We start from the raw sequence: 17,777 nt of genomic DNA, 5'->3' as shown, positions 1-17,777 counted from the left end.
CGCTGTTCACCGGCCGGCGCGGTCGCGCAGGAACGCGATGTCGTCGGCTTGGCCCTCGTCCGGCGTCTCCACCACGACCGGGCATCCGGCACTGGCGACCACGGCCACCAGTTGATCTGCGTCGATCGTGCCAGTCCCGATGTTGTCGTGCCGATCGCGGGACGAGCCGAACTCGTCGCGCGAGCTGTTGAGGTGCACCAGGTCGATCCGCCCGGTGATCGCTTTCACCCGTTCGACGATGCCGACGAGGTCCTCACCCGCGGCGAACGCGTGGCAGGTGTCCAGGCAGAAGCCCGCGCCGAACTCGCCGACCGCGTCCCAGAGCAGCTTCAGCGAGTCGAACGTGCGCGCCATCGCACCGTCGCCGCCGGCGGTGTTCTCGATCAGCACCGGCACGGCGAACCCGCCCTCCGCGACCTGCCGCTCGAAGAACTTGCGCCAGTTCGCGAAGCCCTCTGCCGGGTCCTCGCCCTTGGTGACGTGCCCGCCGTGCACGACCAGGCCCTTCGCACCCACGGCGGCGGCGGCCTCCGCGTGCTGGACCACGTTCTTGCGACTGGGAATCCGGATCTTGTTGTTCAGCGACGCGACGTTGATCAGGTACGGGGCGTGGACGAACACCTCGAGGTCGGAGGCGAGCAACGCCTCCGCGTGCGGATGAGGCTTCGGCTTCTTCCACCCCTGCGGGTCGGACAGGAAGAACTGGACGACCTCGGCACCGCGTTCGGCCGCGGCGCCGACCGGGTCGTCGTCGCGGACATGTGCCCCGATGCGCATGACCACGAGGGTAGTCGGCACGCCTGACGCCATCGCAGCCGCCGCCGATAGGAGTAATTGCGAAAACCGGGGGTGGCTCGCGTCACCACCAGGACCTACGGTCGTTACTTGAGAGTAGGTAACGAGGTGAGACAGGGGTGCACATGCGACTGCTGAGCGTCACGACCGCGACGCTGCTGGCGCTGGCCTCCGCTTCGGTGGGCCTGGTCCCGGCGACGGCGGCGGAACCCATCGTCGTGGGCAGCTGCGCGACCTCGGTGCAGGGCGTGCCCGGTCAGCCCGTCTCGCTGAGCCCGGCCGCGGTGGTGCAGCCGGTGACCGACCTCGTCCGCGCCGTGCCGGTGCTCGGCCCGCCGCTGGTCAAGCCGTTCCAGGACGGCTTCGCGCAGGCCAAGCCCATGCCGATCGGCGTCGTCCAGGTCGGCACGACGACCATCAGCGGCGCGACCATCGCGAACGCGGTGATGGTCGAGGTGCGCAAGATCCCGCTGCTCGGCCCGATCCTCGTGACCCTCGACCAGACCGTGCGCCAGACGCTGTCCGCCGGCTGCAAGGTGGTCGTGACCGGCGTCAACCAGGTGAGCGCGCCGATCCAGGACGGCAGCAAGGCGATCGCCGACGCGTCCCAGAACGCCTCGCCGCAGCTGCCCGGCCAGCAGAAACCGCCTGCTCAGCAGCCCCAGCCCCAGCCGGGCACGAACCCCGGGACCCAGCCGGGCACCAGCCCCGGTGTCCTGCCCGGCTCCCCGGCCGGCACGCCGATCAACCGCGACTTCTCCCTGTACTCGCTCGGCACGAACTTCGGCCGCGTGCCGCTGTTCAGCTACGGCTCGCTGCCGTTCGCGATGCCCGGTCTCTACTCGCCGTCGCCCGGTGTGCGGTACGGCTCGCAGGTGCCGCGCGCGTCCAGCGGCAACGGCCTGGACGAGGCGGTGCAGACCGCGGGCCGCGCCACCGCGCTGCCCAGGACGTCCGGCCCCGGCGGCGTCGGCCTCCCCGTGCTGGTCGCGGTGCTGCTGCTGGCCTGCGTGACGGGCGCGCTGGTGCGGACCTGGGTGCTGCGCCGCACCCCTGCGTAGTCGTTGGACGCGCTCTGTTAACCTTCTTCAGTTGCTGACGCGACGACCCTCCTGCCACGGAAAGCCCGTGGCCGCGAGTCCACAGGAGGTGAGTGGTCCTCATGCGTCATTACGAAGTGATGGTCATCCTCGACCCCAGTCTCGACGAGCGCACGGTTGCGCCGTCTCTCGACACGTTCCTCAACGTCATCCGCACCACGGGCGGCAACGTTGAGAAGGTCGAGGTGTGGGGCAAGCGCCGGTTGAGCTTCGAGATCAACAAGAGCAGCGAGGGCATCTACGCGGTGCTCGACCTGACCTCGACGCCGGACGCGGTGAAGGAACTGGACCGCCAGCTCGGTCTGCAGGAGACGGTGCTCCGGACGAAGGTCCTGCGCCGCGAGCCCGCCAAGGCCGCCAAGTTGGCCGCCAAGGCCGCGGCGAAGGCGGACGCCAAGTCGGCCAAGTCGGCGGCCAAGGCCGCTGCCAGGGCCTGACGAACCTCGATTAGGGGGAGCTCCCAAGACATGGCTGGCGAGACGACGATCACGGTGGTCGGGAACCTGACCGCCGACCCGGAACTCCGCTTCACCCAGAGCGGTGCCGCGGTGGCGTCCTTCACGGTCGCCTCCACGCCCCGCACCTTCGACCGCCAGTCCGGCGAGTGGAAGGACGGCGAAGCGCTGTTCCTGCGGTGCAACGTGTGGCGGCAGGTCGCCGAGAACGTGGCCGAGTCGCTCACCCGCGGTTCACGCGTGCTCGTCTCCGGACGGTTGCGCCAGCGTTCCTTCGAGACGAAGGAAGGCGAGAAGCGCACTGTCGTGGAGCTGGAGGTCGACGAGATCGGCCCCTCGCTGCGCTACGCGACCGCGAAGGTCAACAAGGTCAGCCGTGGAGACGGCGGCGGTGGCGGCGGCTTCGGCGGCGGCGGCGGTCAGCAGTCTCGTGGCGGCGGTGGCGCACCCGCGGACGACCCGTGGGGTTCCGCCCCGCCGGCCGGCTCGGGTGGTTTCGCCGACGAGCCCCCCTTCTAGACCGCTGCACCGGTCATCCAGAACCTGATCACTGCGTATTCCAGGAGTTAGAGACACATGGCCAAGCCGCCTGTGCGCAAGCCCAAGAAGAAGGTTTGTGCCTTCTGCAAGGACAAGAGCGCGAACCTGATCGACTACAAGGACACGACGCTGCTTCGGAAGTTCATCTCCGACCGCGGCAAGATCCGTGCCCGCCGCGTCACCGGCAACTGCTCGCAGCACCAGCGCGACGTCGCTGTTGCCGTGAAGAACGCCCGTGAGATGGCGCTGCTGCCCTACACCTCGACCGCCCGCTAAGAGAAGGGAACTCCTGCGATGAAGCTCATCCTCACCGCTGACGTTTCCGGCCTTGGCGCTCCCGGCGACGTCGTCGAGGTCAAGGACGGCTACGGCCGCAACTACCTGCTCCCGCGCGGTCTCGCGATCGTCGCGACCCGCGGTGCGCAGAAGCAGATCCAGGTCATCACCCGTGCGCAGGACAACCGCCGCGTGCGCGACCTGGACCACGCCAAGGAGATCAAGGCCAAGCTCGAGGGCCTCGACGGCGTGACGCTGACCGCGAAGGCTGCGGCCGGCTCCAACAAGCTGTTCGGCTCGATCACCACCGCCGACGTGGCGGCGGCGGTCAAGAAGTCCGCGGGTGGCCTCACCCTGGACAAGCGCGCCATCGAGCTGCCGGGTCACATCAAGACCACCGGCAAGCACTCGGTGACGGTTCGCCTCCACCCGGAGGTCACCGTCGCGCTGCCGCTCATCGTCACCGCGGCCGAGTAAGACCGCTCGACGAAGCTCGGGGACATCCCGTCAGGGATGGTCCACACGTGCTCGTTTGCAGAAGCGCCGCTCATCCGGAATGCTCCGGGTGGGTGGCGCTTTCGCTCGTTCGGACCAGCGGAGTTCTGTCCACGTCCTGTGGATAAACGCAGGGTCCGGCCACCTGGCGACACGCCGAAGAAGGTGTTTCTCGCGACACGCCGGGGCTGTGGCGCACAACTTTTTCCACAAGTTGTACACAGCCTTTGAGCTGGGGTTATTTCTGTCACTCCACCGGTTGTCCCCAGGTTGTCCCCAGCGTCTTGGTCCCTGTGGGCAACCATCCACAAGTTGTCCCCCAGTTGTCCACAGGGCGATCCACACGCTGGTTTGCTTGCTCCGGACGGGGCCCTCTAGCGTCGCAGCGCGGGCAGGACCATCGCACAGTGTGGCCGCCCGGAATTGTCGGTGCCGCGCGGTACAACTAGGTGGCAGGCACCGGCTCTCGACGTCTTCGCAGGGGTGATTCAGCAGTGGCGTTGGTCGACGACCGGGGTATGGCGGAGCCCAGTTTCGAACGTCAGCCGCCGCAGGACCTCGCCGCTGAGCAGTCGGTGCTGGGCGGCATGTTGCTGTCCAAGGACGCCATCGCGGACGTGATCGAGGCGCTTGCGCCCAACGACTTCTACCGCCCCGCCCACCAGGCCATCTACGACTGCATCCTCGACCTCTACGGCCGCGGTGAGCCGGCCGACCCGATCACGATCTCCGCCGAGCTCGAACGGCGCGGCGAGCTGCTGCGCGTCGGTGGCGCGCCGTACCTGCACACGTTGATCGCGACGGTGCCGACGGCGGCCAACGCCGGGTACTACGCCGAGATCGTGGCCGAGAAGGCGGTGCTGCGCAGGCTGGTCGAGGCGGGCACGCGCATCGTGCAGCTGGGGTACAACGGCGCGGAGGGCGCGGACGTCGACGAGGTGGTCGACCGCGCGCAGTCGGCGATCTACGAGGTCACCGACCGCCGCACGACCGAGGACTACTCGGTGCTGGAGGACCTGCTCCAGCCGACGATGGACGAGATCGACGCCATCGCCTCGCGCGGTGGCCAGTCGCTGGGCATCCCGACCGGCTTCGCCGACCTCGACGAGCTGACGAACGGCCTGCACCCCGGCCAGATGATCATCGTCGCGGCCCGGCCGGGTGTCGGCAAGGCGCTCGCCCTGGACACCCCGCTGCCCACGCCGTCCGGCTGGACGACGATGGGCGCCGTGGGCGCCGGCGACTTCCTGATCGGCGCCGACGGCCGGCCGACCCGCGTGGTCGCCGCGACCGGGGTGATGACCGGCCGCCCGTGCTTCGAGGTGGCGTTCTCCGACGGCACGGTGATCGTCGCCGACGCCGAGCACCAGTGGCTGACCGAGTCGTGCAGCGAGACCGGTGGGTTCTGGGCGATCCGCACGACGCAGCAGCTGTTCCACCGCGTCGGCGAGTGCCGCGTGTTCATCCGCATGTCGGCCGCCTGGGAGCTGCCCGCCGCCGAGCTGCCGCTCGCGCCCTCCGCGCTGGGGAAGTTCCTGTCCGGCCTGGGCGAGCTGGAGCTGACCGACGAGGAGCTGCGCACGGCCAAGGAGCTGGGCGTCGCCGACGAGCCGCACATCCCGGCCGCGTACCTGCGGGCGTCGCGAGCCCAGCGCTCCGAGCTGCTGGCCGCTCTGCACGTCGACGGCCGGTTCGCGCGGCTGCGCCGGGACGTGGACGAGCTGATCGCCGGTCTCGGTGAGCACGCGCAGGTGGAGATCGTGGCGGTGCGCCCGGTCGCGTCCGTGCCGGTGCGGTGCGTGGAGGTCGACAACCACGACCACCTGTACCTGGCCGGCGAGACGATGATCCCGACCCACAACTCGACGCTGGGTCTCGACTTCGCCAGGTCGTGCTCGGTGAAGCACGGCCTGACCAGCGCCATCTTCAGCCTGGAGATGAGCAAGACCGAGATCGTGATGCGCATGCTCTCCGCGGAGGCGCGCATTCGCCTCGGTGACATGCGCGGTGGCAAGATGAGCGACGACGACTGGACCCGTCTCGCCCGCCGGATGAGCGAGATCAGCGAGGCGCCGCTGTTCGTCGACGACAGCCCGAACCTGACGATGATGGAGATCCGCGCCAAGGCCCGCCGGCTGAAGCAGCGCCACGACCTCAAGCTCGTCGTCGTCGACTACCTCCAGCTGATGAGCTCCGGCAAGCGCTCCGAGTCCCGCCAGCAGGAGGTCTCGGAGTTCTCCCGGTCGTTGAAGCTGATCGCCAAGGAGCTCGAGGTCCCGGTCATCGCGATCTCCCAGCTGAACCGCGGTCCGGAACAACGCACCGACAAACGCCCGATGCTCTCCGACCTGCGTGAGTCCGGCTCCCTGGAGCAGGACGCCGACATGGTCATCCTGATCAACCGCCCGGACGCCTGGGAGCGCGACGACCCCCGCGCCGGCGAGGCCGACCTGATCATCGCGAAGCACCGCGCCGGTCCCACCGCCACGATCACCGTCGCGCACCAGCTGCACTACAGCCGCTTCTCCGACCTCGCCCAGCAGTGACGTCCCGCTGAACGACCGGTGGGTCACGTGTATCGAGAACCCGCACACCCGCCGGTGGTCCGCCCGGCAGCACCCGCCGACATCCCGGCGCTCGTCGCGTTGCGCCTGGCGAACGCCGCCCGGCACGTCGCCCTGGCACCGGACGACTTCCGCGTGCCGGACGCCGGGGCGGTGCGCCGCCACTTCGCGCTGACGCTGGGGTCGTCGCTGATCACGGTCGCCGAGGTCGGTGGCGCGGTGGTCGGCATGGCGGAGGTCGTGCTGCTCCCGCCGCCGCCCGACCACCAGATCCTGGTGCCGCGGACCGGCGCCGACATCCACACGGTCGTGCTCGACACCCACCGCGGGCAGGGCATCGGCACCGCGCTGGTGGCCGCCGCGGAGCAGGTCGCCGCGGCTCACGGGGTCACCGCGCTGCACGCCGTCATCTTCGCGACGAACGCTCCGGCCGTGTCGTTCTACTCGTCGCGCGGCTTCACCCCGCGCGGCACGATGCTCAGCAAGTCCGTTCCGCCGCGGCGATGACCACCGGCGGTACGGCGCTACCGGTCGCGCGGGTGCAGCCCGCGTAGCGCCGTGTCCACCACCTGGTCGGCGTACTCGCTGGTCAGCGGGCCGTTGCGGTGCAGCCAGCGGTTGAGGACCGGGCCGAACACCAGGTCCACGGCGACGTCGAGGTCGATGTCGCCGGCGAGCTGGCCCGCGGTCTGGGCGGCGCGCAGCCGGGCCTTCTTCAGCTCGCGCATCGGGCCGTCGAGCCGGCGCGCGTAGTCGGCGGCGAGGGCCGGGTCGTGGACGATCTCGGTGTGCATGGCGCGCATGGCCTGGTCGAAGCGCGGGTCGTTCAGCTCGTCGACGGTGGCCCGCAGGACCAGCTTGAGGTCCGCCGCCAGGTCACCGGTGTCGGGCAGCGCCGCGGCCTCGCCCTCGCCGGCCAGTGCGAGGAAGGCGTCGAAGAGCAGCGCGCCCTTCGAGGACCACCACCGGTAGATGGTCTGCTTGCCGACGCCCGCCGCCTGGGCGATGCCCTCGATGCTGAGCTTGGCGTAGCCCACCTCGCCGACGAGGTCGATGGCGGCGCCGAGGATGGCCCTGCGTGCGGTCTCGCTGCGGCGGCTGGGGTCCGGGGCGACCTTCGTGGGCATGGCGGTCACCCTAGCGCAGAATGAGACGAGACGGTCCGTCTTGACAAGCCGATCTGACGCAGTGCATGCTCCTCCCATCAACGAGACGGAACGGTTCGTCTCGTCACTGCGAAGGAGACCGCATGGAAGCCCCCACTCGCGTCTGGTTCGTCACGGGCGCAAGCCGCGGTCTCGGCCGCGCGTTCACCGAGGCCGCTCTCGCCGCCGGTGACCGGGTCGTCGGCGCGGCCAGGGACATCGCACCGCTGGCCGACCTCGCCACCCGGCACCCGGACCGGCTGCTCGCGCTGGACCTGGACGTCACGGACCGGTCCGCGGTCTTCGCCGTCGTCGACCGGGCGGTCGCGCACTTCGGCCGGCTCGACGTCGTCGTCAACAACGCCGGCGCGCTGTTCGCCGGGATGGTCGAGGAGTTCACCGAGGAGGAGGCCCGCGCCCAGCTGGACGTCAACTTCTTCGGTGCGCTCTGGGTGAGCCAGGCCGTGCTGCCGCACCTGCGCCGGCAGGGCAGCGGTCACGTCCTGCAGGTCTCCAGCATCGGCGCGCTCAGCGGTTTCCCGAGCACCGGCCTGTACAGCGCCAGCAAGTTCGCGCTCGAAGGCATGAGCGAAGCACTCGCCGCCGAGGCCGCGCGGTTCGGCGTCAAGGTCACCATCGTCCAGCCGGGCGGGTACTGGACCGACCTCTACACCAGCAGCAGGGCCACCACCCCGGACCCCGCCTACGACGAGCTGCGCGCGGAGCTGGAGGAGCAGTGGGCAGAAGGCTCGATCGACAGCGAACCGCGCCTGGCCGCCGAGGCGGTGATGACCCTCGTCGACAGCGACGCCCCGCCGTTGCGGCTGCTGCTCGGCAGCATGGTCTACGACCTGGCGTTCGACCTCTCCCGGCACCGCATGGACACCTGGGCGGCCTGGGAGCAGACCAGCCGCGCGGCGGAGAAAGCCGTCCCCGCACCCGTGACACACGGGTGACTTCGCTGGTCAGCGGCCGGTTCGTGGACTGGACACGGCTTGTGCTGCACGACCCGTTCACGGGCCTGCCCGGCTACGCGCTGCTGCTGGACCGCCTGGAGCAGTCGCTCGTCCGCGCCCGCACCCGCGGCACCCTCGTGACGCTCGTCCTCGTCACCGCACCGACCTCGCTGCTGGCGGCGCGGACCCTGCGCGCGGGGCTGCGCCCGGACTTCACGGTGGCCCGGTACCGCGACGACACCCTGGCCGTGCTCGCCGACCACGACTTCGGCGACGGCTCGCCGATCGCGTCGCTGGTGCGGCAGCTCGTGGGCGAAGGCGCCCGCGTCCACTGGGTGACGAGCGACGGGGACACGCCCGTCGAGGAGGTCATCGCGACCGCCGAGCAGCACTGACCCCGAACAGCACCGAGCCCCGGTGACACCGTCGTGTCACCGGGGCTCGGCTTTTCACCGGAGGAGGGTGTGGAGCAATCCGGGCGAACCCGGGGTGATCTTACGGGGTCGTACGACCCTTACAGCGTGCCCGCAACGCGGTCGAACACGTTGCCCGGCTTGAGGTGCGCGATCGCCGGAGCGGTCACGGGCAGCCCCGGCATGGAGCGCTCACGCGCCGGAACCAGAGCGGCGGTCGGGTTCAGGTTCAGACCCGAGACGTTGGTCGGACGGGTGGTGGGCAGGACGGGCACCGAACGCTCGGTCGGGATCGGCAGCGGGACGGGCAGCGCCGGCATGGCCGGAGCGGTCACCGGCAGCGACGGCACCGAGCGCTGGGTCGCGGTGCCGGGGAGCACCTTCTTCGCGGCCTCCAGCACCTGCGCGAGCGGCAGGCCCTGGATGTTCGGGGCCACGTTCGCGGCGTTCTGGCCCACCGGCAGCTCCGCGCGCTGCTTGGCGAGCTTGGTCACCGGCAGCTGACCCACGGGCAGCTTGCCGACCGGGAGCTTGGTCACCGGCAGCTGACCGACGGGCAGCTTGCCGACGGGGAGCTTGCCGACCGGGAGCTGACCCGCGGGGAGCTCGCGGACGGGCAGCTGGCCCACCGGGAGCTGGCCCACGGGCAGCTGACCGATCGGCAGCTGGCCCACGGGGAGCTGGCCGATCGGCAGCTGGCCGGCCAGACCGGTGATGCCGCCGAGGCCGCCGAGGCCGCCGAGCGAGGGCAGCGTGTTCACGGGCAGGCCCTTGAACGACGGGACGCCGCTGTACGAGGGGACCTCGGTGGCGCCCATGAGCATGTCGACGCCCTGGGGGAGCTCGATGCCCTTGAGCTCGGTGGCCCGCAGCGTGTCGGTGTCCTCGCCGGTGAGCTGCGTGTCGTCGCTGGTGCCGCCGGTGAAGGCCTGGCCGACCAGCTCGACGGGGATGCGGCGGACGCTGGCTGCGGCCTCCGCGGGAACGGTCATCTCGCGGCCGGCCAGCGGGCCTTCGCCCAGGGTGTCGGTCTGACCGCCGGCCTGCGTCTCCGAGTCCTTCTCGGTCCAGGTCGAGGCCGAGCCCGCGGCCGCGATGGCGTCCGCGTAGGGCTGCACGGCCGCGTTGGCCGGCACGTGGAGCAGGTTGCCGGAGACCGAGCCGTCCTTGCCCGAGGTCTGCGAGTCCTCGCCGGCCTGGACCTGGGTGTCGGTGTCGCTGTCCGAGGTGGCGATGCCCGCGGCCGAGATCGTGTTGCCGGGCACCGGCACGAACGGGGTGGCCTGCGCGCCGAGCAGGTTGCCCGCCAGCGAGCCGCGCTCACCGGTGCTGCGGACGTCGCCGCCCGCCGCCGACTTGAGGTCGTTGGTGGCGGTGGAGTTGACGTTGCTGCCGCCGCCGACCGACCAGCCCATGACCTGGGTGGCGGACGCGACCGGCGCCGAGATGGCGTTGCCGCCGATGGAGCTCTGCTGGCCGTCGGTCTTGGCGTCGCCACCGGCCTGCATGTCGGTCGCGTTGTCGGCGTGCGCCTCGTTGTTGCCGACGAGGGTGACGCCGTCGCCGAAGACCTGAGCCGGCGTCGAGGTCGGGGCCTGGATGATGTTGCCGGAGACCGAGGACTTCTGGCCGCTCGCCTTGGGGTCGTCGCCCGCGCGGACCCTGGTGTCGTTCGCGCTGGTCGACGTGGTGTTGCCGACCAGGCCGGCCGTGTCGCCGAAGACCTGCGCGGCCACGGCGGTCGGCGCGGTGATGATGTTGGACGAGACGGTGCCTCGGTCGTCCACGGTGTTCGGCTCACCGGTGGAGCGGATGTCCTTGACCTCGTCCGCGGAACCGGTGGCCTGGCCACCGACGGTCGCGGCGGCGCCGTACAGCTCGGCGGGCGCGGCGAGCGGGGTCTGCGCCACGTTGCCGGAGAGGACCGAGTCGTCACCGGTCGTGCCCTGGTAGCCGCCGGTGCCGGAGTCCACGTCGTTGACGCAGGTGCCGACGGACTGGCCGGCACCGGAGGCACCGTTGCCGCACACGTCCACGGCCGTGGCCGGCGGGACGTTCGCGACGTTGCCGGACAGGACCGAGTCGTGGCCCTTGGTCCAGTTGTTGCCACCCGCGGCCGACTCGGCGGTGTTGGTGTGATCGGCACCGCTGTTGCCGACGAGCGACGCGGCGTTGCCACCGGCCGAGACGGGCAGCGAGATCGGGGTGTCGGCGATGTTGCCCGAGGCCGAGGAGCCGTTGCCCGCGGTGTTGGTGTTGCCACCGGCGAAGGACTGGTTGACCGTCTCGCTGGTCGCGTAGGAGTTGCCGCCCACGCCACCCGCGTTGTCGCTGATCGTGACCGGGCCGGCGAGCGGCGTCTTCGCGACGTTGCCCGCCAGGGTGGCCGGGTCGCCGTCGGTCCAGACGCGGTCGCCGGCGTGAGCGGTGCCGGACTGGGTCGAGTGGGTGTCGGCGTTGCCCGCACCGGCGGCCGAGTTGCCGTTCACCTCGAACAGCGGGGCCAGCGGGACCTGGCCCGCGTTGCCGGACAGCGTGCTGTCCTTGCCGCTCGTCCGCATCATGCCGTTCGACTCGGCAACGGTGTCCGCGGTGGAGCGGGACTCGGCGATGCCGCCGGCGCCCACGGCGTTGCCGGTCACCTGGAGCGGGGTCGCGCCCTGCTCGGCGAGGATGTTGCCGGAGATGGAGCCCTTGTCACCGTTGGTGGTGATGTTGCCGCCGGTCGTACCGGTCTGGCGCGCGGTGGTGTCGTTGGCGGCGTTGCCGCCCGCGCCGATCGAGTTGCCGGTGACCTGCGCGGGCAGGACGTGGTTGACGCCCACGACGTTGCCGGCGAGCGCCTGGCGCTCACCCGTCGTCGTGACACCGCCCTTGCGGCTCACGCTCTGCTCGCAGTCGGCGCTCGTCGCACCGTCGGCCAGAGCCGAGACCTGGTTGCCGCAGACGGTGACCGGCACGTCGGCGTACGCCTGGAGCCTGTTGCCGCGGGCGTTCTGCGTGGCGGTGTCCTGCAGGCGTCCGCTCATCGAGCGGAACAGCGGGTTGGCGACCGGGGCGTCCGCCCTCGTCGGCACCGCGCTGGTGACGCGGTCCGTGCTGACCGTGCGGTCGACCTTCGGAACGTTCAGGTCCCTGGCCGGCGTGGCCAGGTTGTTCTGGTCGATCTTGACCGGAACGGAGGCACCCGCGTCGACGACCGGAGGAGCTGCATCCGGGTTGACGTTCTCCTGGGCAGAAGCGATGCCCGTACCGAGCATCAGCAAACCACCAGTGACAAACGCGGACTGGATTCCGCGCTTTGCCCAGGTCTGCATTCGATCTCCTTCCAAAGCCCCTGTTGTAGGGGGGTTACGGGGGGTGGGCCGGACGCGTGGGGATCGCGTCATCACCGGGGGAGAGCACGCGGTGCCGACCGGAAGGAGCGCATGAAAAAAAGCGCGACGGTCGACTTCCGGACAGCCGGGGAGTGGGCTGCCGCGGACCGCGCGCTGAAATCAGTCGGGGGTGGTACCAGGCTGCTTGCCCGGCTTCACGGACACCTCGGCGGTGGACGGCGCGAGAGCGCTCGCCACAGCGGTGTCGTGAACGGAGCCAGGAGCAGCGAAGGCAGCCTTGTTGCTGCCGCCAGCAGCACCCGAGCCGTCGGAACTGCACGTGCAGTGCACCGGCGCGGGGGCCGGGACAGGCAGTTCGGGGGACGGGTCTGCGGGCAGGGACGGGTGCTGCGCCGAGGGCACCACGAGGTGGCGCGTCTCGAGCAGCTTCGTCCAGGTAGCACCGGAGGGGCCGGTGAGCTGCGAAATCACCTTCGCGACCGGCGACTGTCCGGTCTCGGGGGCGTCCGCCGGCGTCGCCACGTACGTCACGTCCTCTGCCCGCGCGACCGCGGGAGTGGTGGGCGTGACGACCGTGGTGACTCGGGGCAGGACCCGCTCGGTGATCTGTTCGACCGCCTGCTGGACCTGCACCTGTGGCAGGGCATCGCGTGCCTTCTCGTGCTCGGCGCGCAACGCTTCGTCGATCTTGTGGACGGCCTCGGTGGCGGGGACGACGACCGGCAGCTTCTCGTCCACGGTGGCGATCTTGGTCACCACGTCGAACTGCTCCGCGTCGTCGGCCGCGTGTGCCGCGGTCGTCGAGAGCACCCAGGCGACGGCCGTGCCCGCGACCGCTCCACCGACGGCGAGCAGCGCTCGGGTGGCGAACCGGCGGATGCCGTTCGCTCCCGTCTTCGCTCGCAGACCGGCAGAGGACAACGCGGGAACCTCGCTACTTTCGGGGGCACTCGGGGAAGTTCGCCGACGACCAACACGATCAAGCCGACGCCGCGACTCTGCCAGCCGCGGCGCCCCGAACGCACGCCCAGAGCGTCCGATTAACTACATCGTGTGACGATCACACCCGCTTCAACACGCGTGCCGCACCGGCCGCCGCGGTGGAGGCGAGCACCCAGCCCACGGCGATGAGCAGCGCCGAGACCCATTGCGACGCACCGGTGAACTGCCACTTGCCGTCGTGGCCGAAGTCGATGATCGGGATCAGCAGGTCGAGCGCGAGGAGAGCGGCGTTCCACACCGGGTCCTCGTCCTTGTTGAGCTTGACCAGCGGGTGCCAGGTGAACCACAGCGCACCGCCCAGCCAGAACACGCCCAGCCAGCAGATCGCGAGCCACGGCCGGTAGCCGTACCCGACGGTCCACCGCTGCACCGCGCCCCAGACCCGGCCGGCCCTGCCCAGCTCGGAGTAGCGGCGGCGTTGCTTCTCCAGCTGGACCTTCTGCGCGAGCTCCTCCTCGCCACCCTGCTGGTACACGGCGGCCAGCTGCTCGTACGGTCCGGGCGCGAAGTCGGGCTGCACCTTGCGCAGCCACTGCAACCGGGTGTCCACCGACACGTCGGGGTCGGCGGTGATGCCGTCGAAGGTGAAGTCGTCGACGGCGACCCCGCCCTCCGCGTCCCACAGCCCGGGGCCGTCGGTGACCGACACGGCCTTCAGCCGGCTCAGCACGATCTTGCCCTTGGGCTGCTGCCCCTCGGGGATGTGCAGGCGGAACTGGTGGACGGTGAGCCCGTAGGCGTTGAGCGCGATGTCGGCCGCGGTGGAGCCGAGGTGCGAGTCGCTGAACGTGGCCATCTTGCCGACCTCGCCCAGCCGGATCCGCACGCCGCCGACGGCGGTGAACCCGCGGCTGCACAGCAGGTCCTTGCCGATCGTGATGGCACGGGCGTCGAGCGACGGCTTCTGCGTGCCGTTCGGTCGCAGCCGCGGCAACGTCAGCGAGGCGCCGGAGAGGTCGAGCGTGGAGCCGATGTTCGCGTTCTGCAGCCGGATCGAGCCCTTCGCCCTGAGCTCGCGCAGGAAGAGCGTGCCGCCGATCTCCAGCCGGTCGGCGAACAGGACGTCGATGCCGGGGCCGTGCAGCGAGACGCCGGACATGCTGGCGCTGCCCTGGATGTGCGCGTTGGACAGCCGGACCTGGCCGTAGGTCTGCAGTGCGGGCGAGCGCAGGCCGGAGCCGTTGGCCGCGCTGCGGGCCTCGACATCGCCGCGCACCTGCATGCCGTCGGCGTGCAGGGCGACCGGGATGCGGTTGGTGATGTCGCCCGCGAGCTCCTCCGCGAGCTCGCGCGGTCCGATCACCGCGCCGGACAGCCGCAGGTACCCGCCGATGCTCGCGTTCGGCAGCCGCACGGTGCCGGTGCTGGTGAAGCCGTCGTCGAGCTCGACGTTGCCCTCGACCCGGATGCGGTCGCCCACGAGCGTCGCGGCCTCGTCGGCCAGTCCGTGCGGCAGGACGAGCACCTGGTGGTCGACCCGGTGGGCGGAGTTCAGCCGGGCGCCGGTGAACTCGAGGTTGCCGCCGACGCGGGCGCCGTCGAACAGCACCCGGCCGTCCGCGCTGAACCGGCCGCCCTCCGCGTTGCAGAAGACGTTGCCCGTCACCACGATCCCGGACGCCTCCAGCGCGTCCCTGCCGCTGTTGACCAGCCGCGCGCCGCCGAGGTGGACGCTGCCGCCGATCGCCGCACCGCGCAGCCGCACCTCCCCGTTGGCCCGCAACGCGATGGCCTGGACGGACCCGCTCACCCGCAGCCGCGCGCCGAGCAGCGCGTGGTCGGTGGTGCTGCGCAGGACGGCACCGGCCAGCCGCAGCGTCCCGTCGACGGCGGCGTCGGTGAGGTCCACGGTGCCGGTGCAGGTGAACCCGGCCTCGAGGACGAGGTCGCTGAACACCCGGAGGTTGCGGCCCTGGATGCCGGGAACGCGGGTGCCGCGCAGCCGCAGGCCGATCAGCCGGGCCATGCGGAGGTCCAGCGGTTCCTGGAAGGTGCAGTGCGTCAGGTCGATGACCCGCGTGACGCGGGTGCCCTCCAGCTCGAACTTCCCGGTCACACGGGCGTTTTGAAGTCGCAGAGCGGGTAATCCCTTGCGCGGCACCCGGTACATGCCGGTCAGCAACCCGGTGAGCACCTCGCCGCGCACGCTCTGCCCGGTCAGGTCGATCTCGGTGCCACCCGCGTAGGCCCCGGCGACCTGGCGTTCGACCTCGGTCAAGTCTTCCGGCTTGATCACTTCGTCCTCCCCCGACAAAGCGGATCATCCCTTCCGGGTTCCGCCTTCGCCAGGGTCCGAACAGTTAACGTGAGGCACGTGAGCGCACCGGAGTCGGAGATCAGCAGCCGCGTCCCCAGGCTGCTGAGGGTCAGCGCTGCCCTGAGCTGGCGCTTCGTCGTTGTGGTGGCCGCGTTGTACGTGGTCGCGTACGTCCTGGGCTACCTCGCCTCCATCGTGATCCCCGTCGCAGTGGCGCTGCTGCTGGCCGCCCTGCTCTCGCCCGGTGTGGCGAAGCTGGTCGAGTGGCGGGTCCCGCGCGGTGTCGCGACGACGGTGATGATGATCATCGGCATCGGCGTGCTCGGCGGCGTGCTGACGTTCGTGATCAGCGAGTTCTCCCGCGGCCTGCCCGAGCTGCAGACGCAGGTGTCGGCCTCGCTCGACACCATCCAGCAGTGGCTGAAGGACGGCCCGGCGCACCTGTCCGACGCGCAGTTGCAGGGCTACCTCAACGACCTCGTGAAGACGATCAAGGACAACCAGACCGAGATCACGTCCGGCGCGCTCACCACGGCGGCCACCCTGGGCGAGGCGCTGACGGGCCTGCTCCTGGCGCTGTTCACGCTGATCTTCTTCCTGCACGACGGCGACGGCATCTGGAAGTTCGTGACCCGCGCGTTCCCGCGCGACGTCCGCCCCCGCGTCGACGTCGCCGGCCGCCGCGGCTTCGCCTCTCTCGTCTCCTACGTGCGCGCGACGGCGGCGGTCGCGGTCGTGGACGCCGTGGGTGTCGGCATCGGCCTGGCGATCATCGGGGTGCCCCTGGTCGTGCCGCTGTCGGCGCTGGTGTTCCTCGGCGCGTTCATCCCGATCATCGGTGCGGTGTTCACGGGCGCGGTGGCGGTGCTGATCGCGCTGGTGACCAACGGCCCGATCGCGGCGCTCATCGTGCTGGCGGTGCTGATCGGCGTGATGCAGCTGGAGTCCCACGTGCTGCAACCGATCCTGCTCGGCCGCGCGGTGAAGCTGCACCCGCTGGCGGTCGTGATCGCGATCGCCGTCGGGTTGGTGGCGGGCGGCATCGCCGGTGCGCTGCTCTCGGTGCCGTTGCTGGCGGTGCTGAACTCCGGCATCCGGTCGCTGCTCTCGGACGCGGACTCGGAGCAGAAGCCGGAGAAGGTGGACGTGCTGGAACCGCAGGAGACCGCGCCGCGGGACGACCGGAGCGAGCGGCAGAGGGAGCTGTAGGCCGCGGTCAGGCCATCGAGACCAGGTTGCGGCCGTACGCCTTCGCGGCCAGCAGTGCCGCGTCGGCCGCCACCAGCAGGTCCGGCAGCTCGTAGCCGAAGCGGGTCGTCGTCGACACGCCGATGCTGACGGTCAGGCCGCGCAGCTCGTGCGGTTTGCCGTCGGTGCCCATGGTCGGCACGCGCAGGGCGGCCACGGCCTTGCGCACGCGTTCGGCGACGGACTCGGCCTCGTCCGGGGTGGCTTCCGGCAGCAGGACCACGAACTCCTCGCCGCCGAAGCGGCCGACCAGGTCGCCGCGGCGGACGGTGCCGCGCAGCAGCAGGGAGATCGCGGCCAGTGCGGCGTCGCCGGCGAGGTGGCCGACCTCGTCGTTGACGCGCTTGAAGTGGTCGAGGTCGAGGAGCATCACGGCCATGGGGCGGGTGCGGGTGGCGCCCTTGGTGAGCTCGTAGCGGGCGCGGCTGTCCCAGTGGACGGCGTTGGCGAGGCCGGTCTTCGCGTCGCGTTGGGCGGAGCGGCGCCATTGGGGGAGTTGCGCGGCTCGTTCCAGCAGGGCCAGGGGTGGGCCGGCGATGAGGGCGTGGATGGCGTTCGCCTCGGCGACGCAACCCATCAGGCCGCCGATGGAGACGGCCACGATGCCGAGGACCGCGTCGATGGGTTCGCCGACGTTCTCCTCGAAGGTGTCGGACGGGCGGCGGAGCTTCAGGCCCACTGCGATCAGGGCGGCGCGCAGGACGAGCAGGACGGTCGCGGCGAAGACCATCATCGGCAGGCCCGCGTGGGGGTTGGTCCAGCCGAGCAGGTAGCGGGTGGCGAAGACGGACAACGCGGTCGCGCTCAGCGTGAAGACCCAGCGGTGGCTCTCCGGGCGCTGGGTGAGCAGGCAGTGCAGCGCGGGGCCGAAGAGCAGCAGCACCAGCAGGTTCGGCGGCAGGGCGAGGATGCCCGCGGTCAGGTAGGAGAGGTGCGCTGCCCACGGGTTGCGCTCCGTCTCGCCCATGCGGTGGCTGTAGATGGAGCTGAGGATGACCACCGCGCCGGCCGTGCCCGCGATCGCGGCGAACCGGGCGATCTCGGAGGGCGACGGCTGTCCGGAAGAGACGATCACGTACGTCACGACCGCAAAAGCTGATCCGTCGATCAACAACCAGTAGCCGAGGGCAGGCCGTCGCAGTGTCCACACCGGCCAGTCGCGCACGTGTACTTGCCCTCCCCGTCCAACGGGA

Annotated in this window: 16 protein-coding genes; 10 read left to right on the top strand and 6 right to left on the bottom strand. The window is 70.8% G+C overall.

Annotated features, from left to right (window positions below):
• Window positions 1-6 precede the first annotated feature (6 nt).
• Window positions 7-777: a deoxyribonuclease IV gene (locus ACVDFE_RS06420; RefSeq protein WP_360393894.1), complete on the bottom strand. Its 771-nt coding sequence runs from the start codon at window positions 775-777 to the stop codon at window positions 7-9.
• 143 nt (window positions 778-920) lie between these two features.
• On the opposite strand from ACVDFE_RS06420, the gene ACVDFE_RS06415 reads away from it, so the two are divergent.
• From ACVDFE_RS06415 to ACVDFE_RS06385, 7 genes are all read left to right on the top strand, one after another.
• Complete coding sequence (locus ACVDFE_RS06415) at window positions 921-1,856, top strand: hypothetical protein (RefSeq protein WP_458429864.1); 936 nt, start codon at window positions 921-923, stop codon at window positions 1,854-1,856.
• Between the two features lie 101 nt (window positions 1,857-1,957).
• On the top strand, window positions 1,958-2,332 hold the full coding sequence (rpsF, locus tag ACVDFE_RS06410) for a 30S ribosomal protein S6 (RefSeq protein ID WP_360393888.1): 375 nt from the start codon (window positions 1,958-1,960) through the stop codon (window positions 2,330-2,332).
• A 30-nt stretch (window positions 2,333-2,362) separates the two neighbouring features.
• The gene (locus tag ACVDFE_RS06405; protein ID WP_065915547.1) at window positions 2,363-2,869 is read left to right on the top strand and encodes a single-stranded DNA-binding protein; all 507 of its coding nucleotides are present in this window, start codon (window positions 2,363-2,365) and stop codon (window positions 2,867-2,869) included.
• 57 nt (window positions 2,870-2,926) lie between these two features.
• On the top strand, window positions 2,927-3,166 hold the full coding sequence (gene rpsR, locus ACVDFE_RS06400; protein ID WP_030465683.1) for a 30S ribosomal protein S18: 240 nt from the start codon (window positions 2,927-2,929) through the stop codon (window positions 3,164-3,166).
• Window positions 3,167-3,184: 18 nt separating this feature from the next.
• Entirely contained in the window at window positions 3,185-3,643 is a 459-nt protein-coding gene (gene rplI, locus ACVDFE_RS06395) for a 50S ribosomal protein L9 (protein ID WP_360393883.1), read from the top strand.
• Between the two features lie 536 nt (window positions 3,644-4,179).
• Complete coding sequence (gene dnaB, locus ACVDFE_RS06390; RefSeq protein ID WP_458429863.1) at window positions 4,180-6,207, top strand: replicative DNA helicase; 2,028 nt, start codon at window positions 4,180-4,182, stop codon at window positions 6,205-6,207.
• Between the two features lie 27 nt (window positions 6,208-6,234).
• Window positions 6,235-6,732 (top strand): GNAT family N-acetyltransferase, encoded by a 498-nt coding sequence (locus ACVDFE_RS06385; protein ID WP_360393877.1) that lies wholly within the window; start codon window positions 6,235-6,237, stop codon window positions 6,730-6,732.
• Window positions 6,733-6,749: 17 nt separating this feature from the next.
• Here ACVDFE_RS06385 and ACVDFE_RS06380 read toward each other — a convergent pair whose 3' ends face one another.
• Window positions 6,750-7,352, bottom strand: a complete 603-nt coding sequence (locus ACVDFE_RS06380; protein ID WP_458429862.1) for a TetR/AcrR family transcriptional regulator — start codon at window positions 7,350-7,352, stop codon at window positions 6,750-6,752.
• 122 nt (window positions 7,353-7,474) lie between these two features.
• On the opposite strand from ACVDFE_RS06380, the gene ACVDFE_RS06375 reads away from it, so the two are divergent.
• Window positions 7,475-8,326 (top strand): SDR family oxidoreductase, encoded by an 852-nt coding sequence (locus tag ACVDFE_RS06375; RefSeq protein WP_458429860.1) that lies wholly within the window; start codon window positions 7,475-7,477, stop codon window positions 8,324-8,326.
• The gene (locus tag ACVDFE_RS06370; protein ID WP_458429859.1) at window positions 8,323-8,721 is read left to right on the top strand and encodes a hypothetical protein; all 399 of its coding nucleotides are present in this window, start codon (window positions 8,323-8,325) and stop codon (window positions 8,719-8,721) included. Before ACVDFE_RS06375 ends, ACVDFE_RS06370 begins: the two co-directional genes overlap by 4 nt.
• 119 nt (window positions 8,722-8,840) lie before the next feature.
• Here ACVDFE_RS06370 and ACVDFE_RS06365 read toward each other — a convergent pair whose 3' ends face one another.
• From ACVDFE_RS06365 to ACVDFE_RS06355, 3 genes are all read right to left on the bottom strand, one after another.
• Window positions 8,841-11,999 carry a beta strand repeat-containing protein gene (locus tag ACVDFE_RS06365; protein ID WP_458429858.1) on the bottom strand — a complete coding sequence of 1,053 codons (3,159 nt, stop codon included), beginning with the start codon at window positions 11,997-11,999 and terminating at the stop codon, window positions 8,841-8,843.
• Window positions 12,000-12,236: 237 nt separating this feature from the next.
• Complete coding sequence (locus ACVDFE_RS06360; RefSeq protein ID WP_360393862.1) at window positions 12,237-12,998, bottom strand: hypothetical protein; 762 nt, start codon at window positions 12,996-12,998, stop codon at window positions 12,237-12,239.
• 139 nt (window positions 12,999-13,137) lie between these two features.
• The gene (locus ACVDFE_RS06355) at window positions 13,138-15,315 is read right to left on the bottom strand and encodes a translocation/assembly module TamB domain-containing protein (RefSeq protein WP_360393859.1); all 2,178 of its coding nucleotides are present in this window, start codon (window positions 15,313-15,315) and stop codon (window positions 13,138-13,140) included.
• A 78-nt stretch (window positions 15,316-15,393) separates the two neighbouring features.
• Between ACVDFE_RS06355 and ACVDFE_RS06350 the strand changes: the two genes are divergently transcribed.
• Window positions 15,394-16,545, top strand: coding sequence for an AI-2E family transporter (locus ACVDFE_RS06350; RefSeq protein WP_360393856.1), 1,152 nt, complete (start codon window positions 15,394-15,396; stop codon window positions 16,543-16,545).
• Between the two features lie 7 nt (window positions 16,546-16,552).
• On the opposite strand, the gene ACVDFE_RS06345 is transcribed toward ACVDFE_RS06350, so the two are convergent.
• Window positions 16,553-17,668: a GGDEF domain-containing protein gene (locus ACVDFE_RS06345; RefSeq protein WP_458429856.1), complete on the bottom strand. Its 1,116-nt coding sequence runs from the start codon at window positions 17,666-17,668 to the stop codon at window positions 16,553-16,555.
• Between the last annotated feature and the right edge of the window lie 109 nt (window positions 17,669-17,777).

This window comes from Lentzea chajnantorensis (genome assembly GCF_054300775.1).
This window is presented reverse-complemented; position numbering and strand designations above follow the sequence as displayed.

What these genes read in the sequence shown, in the direction of transcription:
- ACVDFE_RS06415 (WP_458429864.1), top strand. Translation starts at nt 921, where the DNA reads ATGCGACTGCTGAGCGTCACGACCGCGACGCTGCTGGCGCTGGCCTCC.
- ACVDFE_RS06405 (WP_065915547.1), top strand. Translation starts at nt 2,363, where the DNA reads ATGGCTGGCGAGACGACGATCACGGTGGTCGGGAACCTGACCGCCGAC.
- rpsF (WP_360393888.1), top strand. Translation starts at nt 1,958, where the DNA reads ATGCGTCATTACGAAGTGATGGTCATCCTCGACCCCAGTCTCGACGAG.
- ACVDFE_RS06420 (WP_360393894.1), bottom strand. Translation starts at nt 777, where the DNA reads ATGCGCATCGGGGCACATGTCCGCGACGACGACCCGGTCGGCGCCGCG.
- ACVDFE_RS06380 (WP_458429862.1), bottom strand. Translation starts at nt 7,352, where the DNA reads ATGCCCACGAAGGTCGCCCCGGACCCCAGCCGCCGCAGCGAGACCGCA.
- dnaB (WP_458429863.1), top strand. Translation starts at nt 4,180, where the DNA reads ATGGCGGAGCCCAGTTTCGAACGTCAGCCGCCGCAGGACCTCGCCGCT.
- rplI (WP_360393883.1), top strand. Translation starts at nt 3,185, where the DNA reads ATGAAGCTCATCCTCACCGCTGACGTTTCCGGCCTTGGCGCTCCCGGC.
- ACVDFE_RS06375 (WP_458429860.1), top strand. Translation starts at nt 7,475, where the DNA reads ATGGAAGCCCCCACTCGCGTCTGGTTCGTCACGGGCGCAAGCCGCGGT.
- rpsR (WP_030465683.1), top strand. Translation starts at nt 2,927, where the DNA reads ATGGCCAAGCCGCCTGTGCGCAAGCCCAAGAAGAAGGTTTGTGCCTTC.
- ACVDFE_RS06365 (WP_458429858.1), bottom strand. Translation starts at nt 11,999, where the DNA reads ATGCTCGGTACGGGCATCGCTTCTGCCCAGGAGAACGTCAACCCGGAT.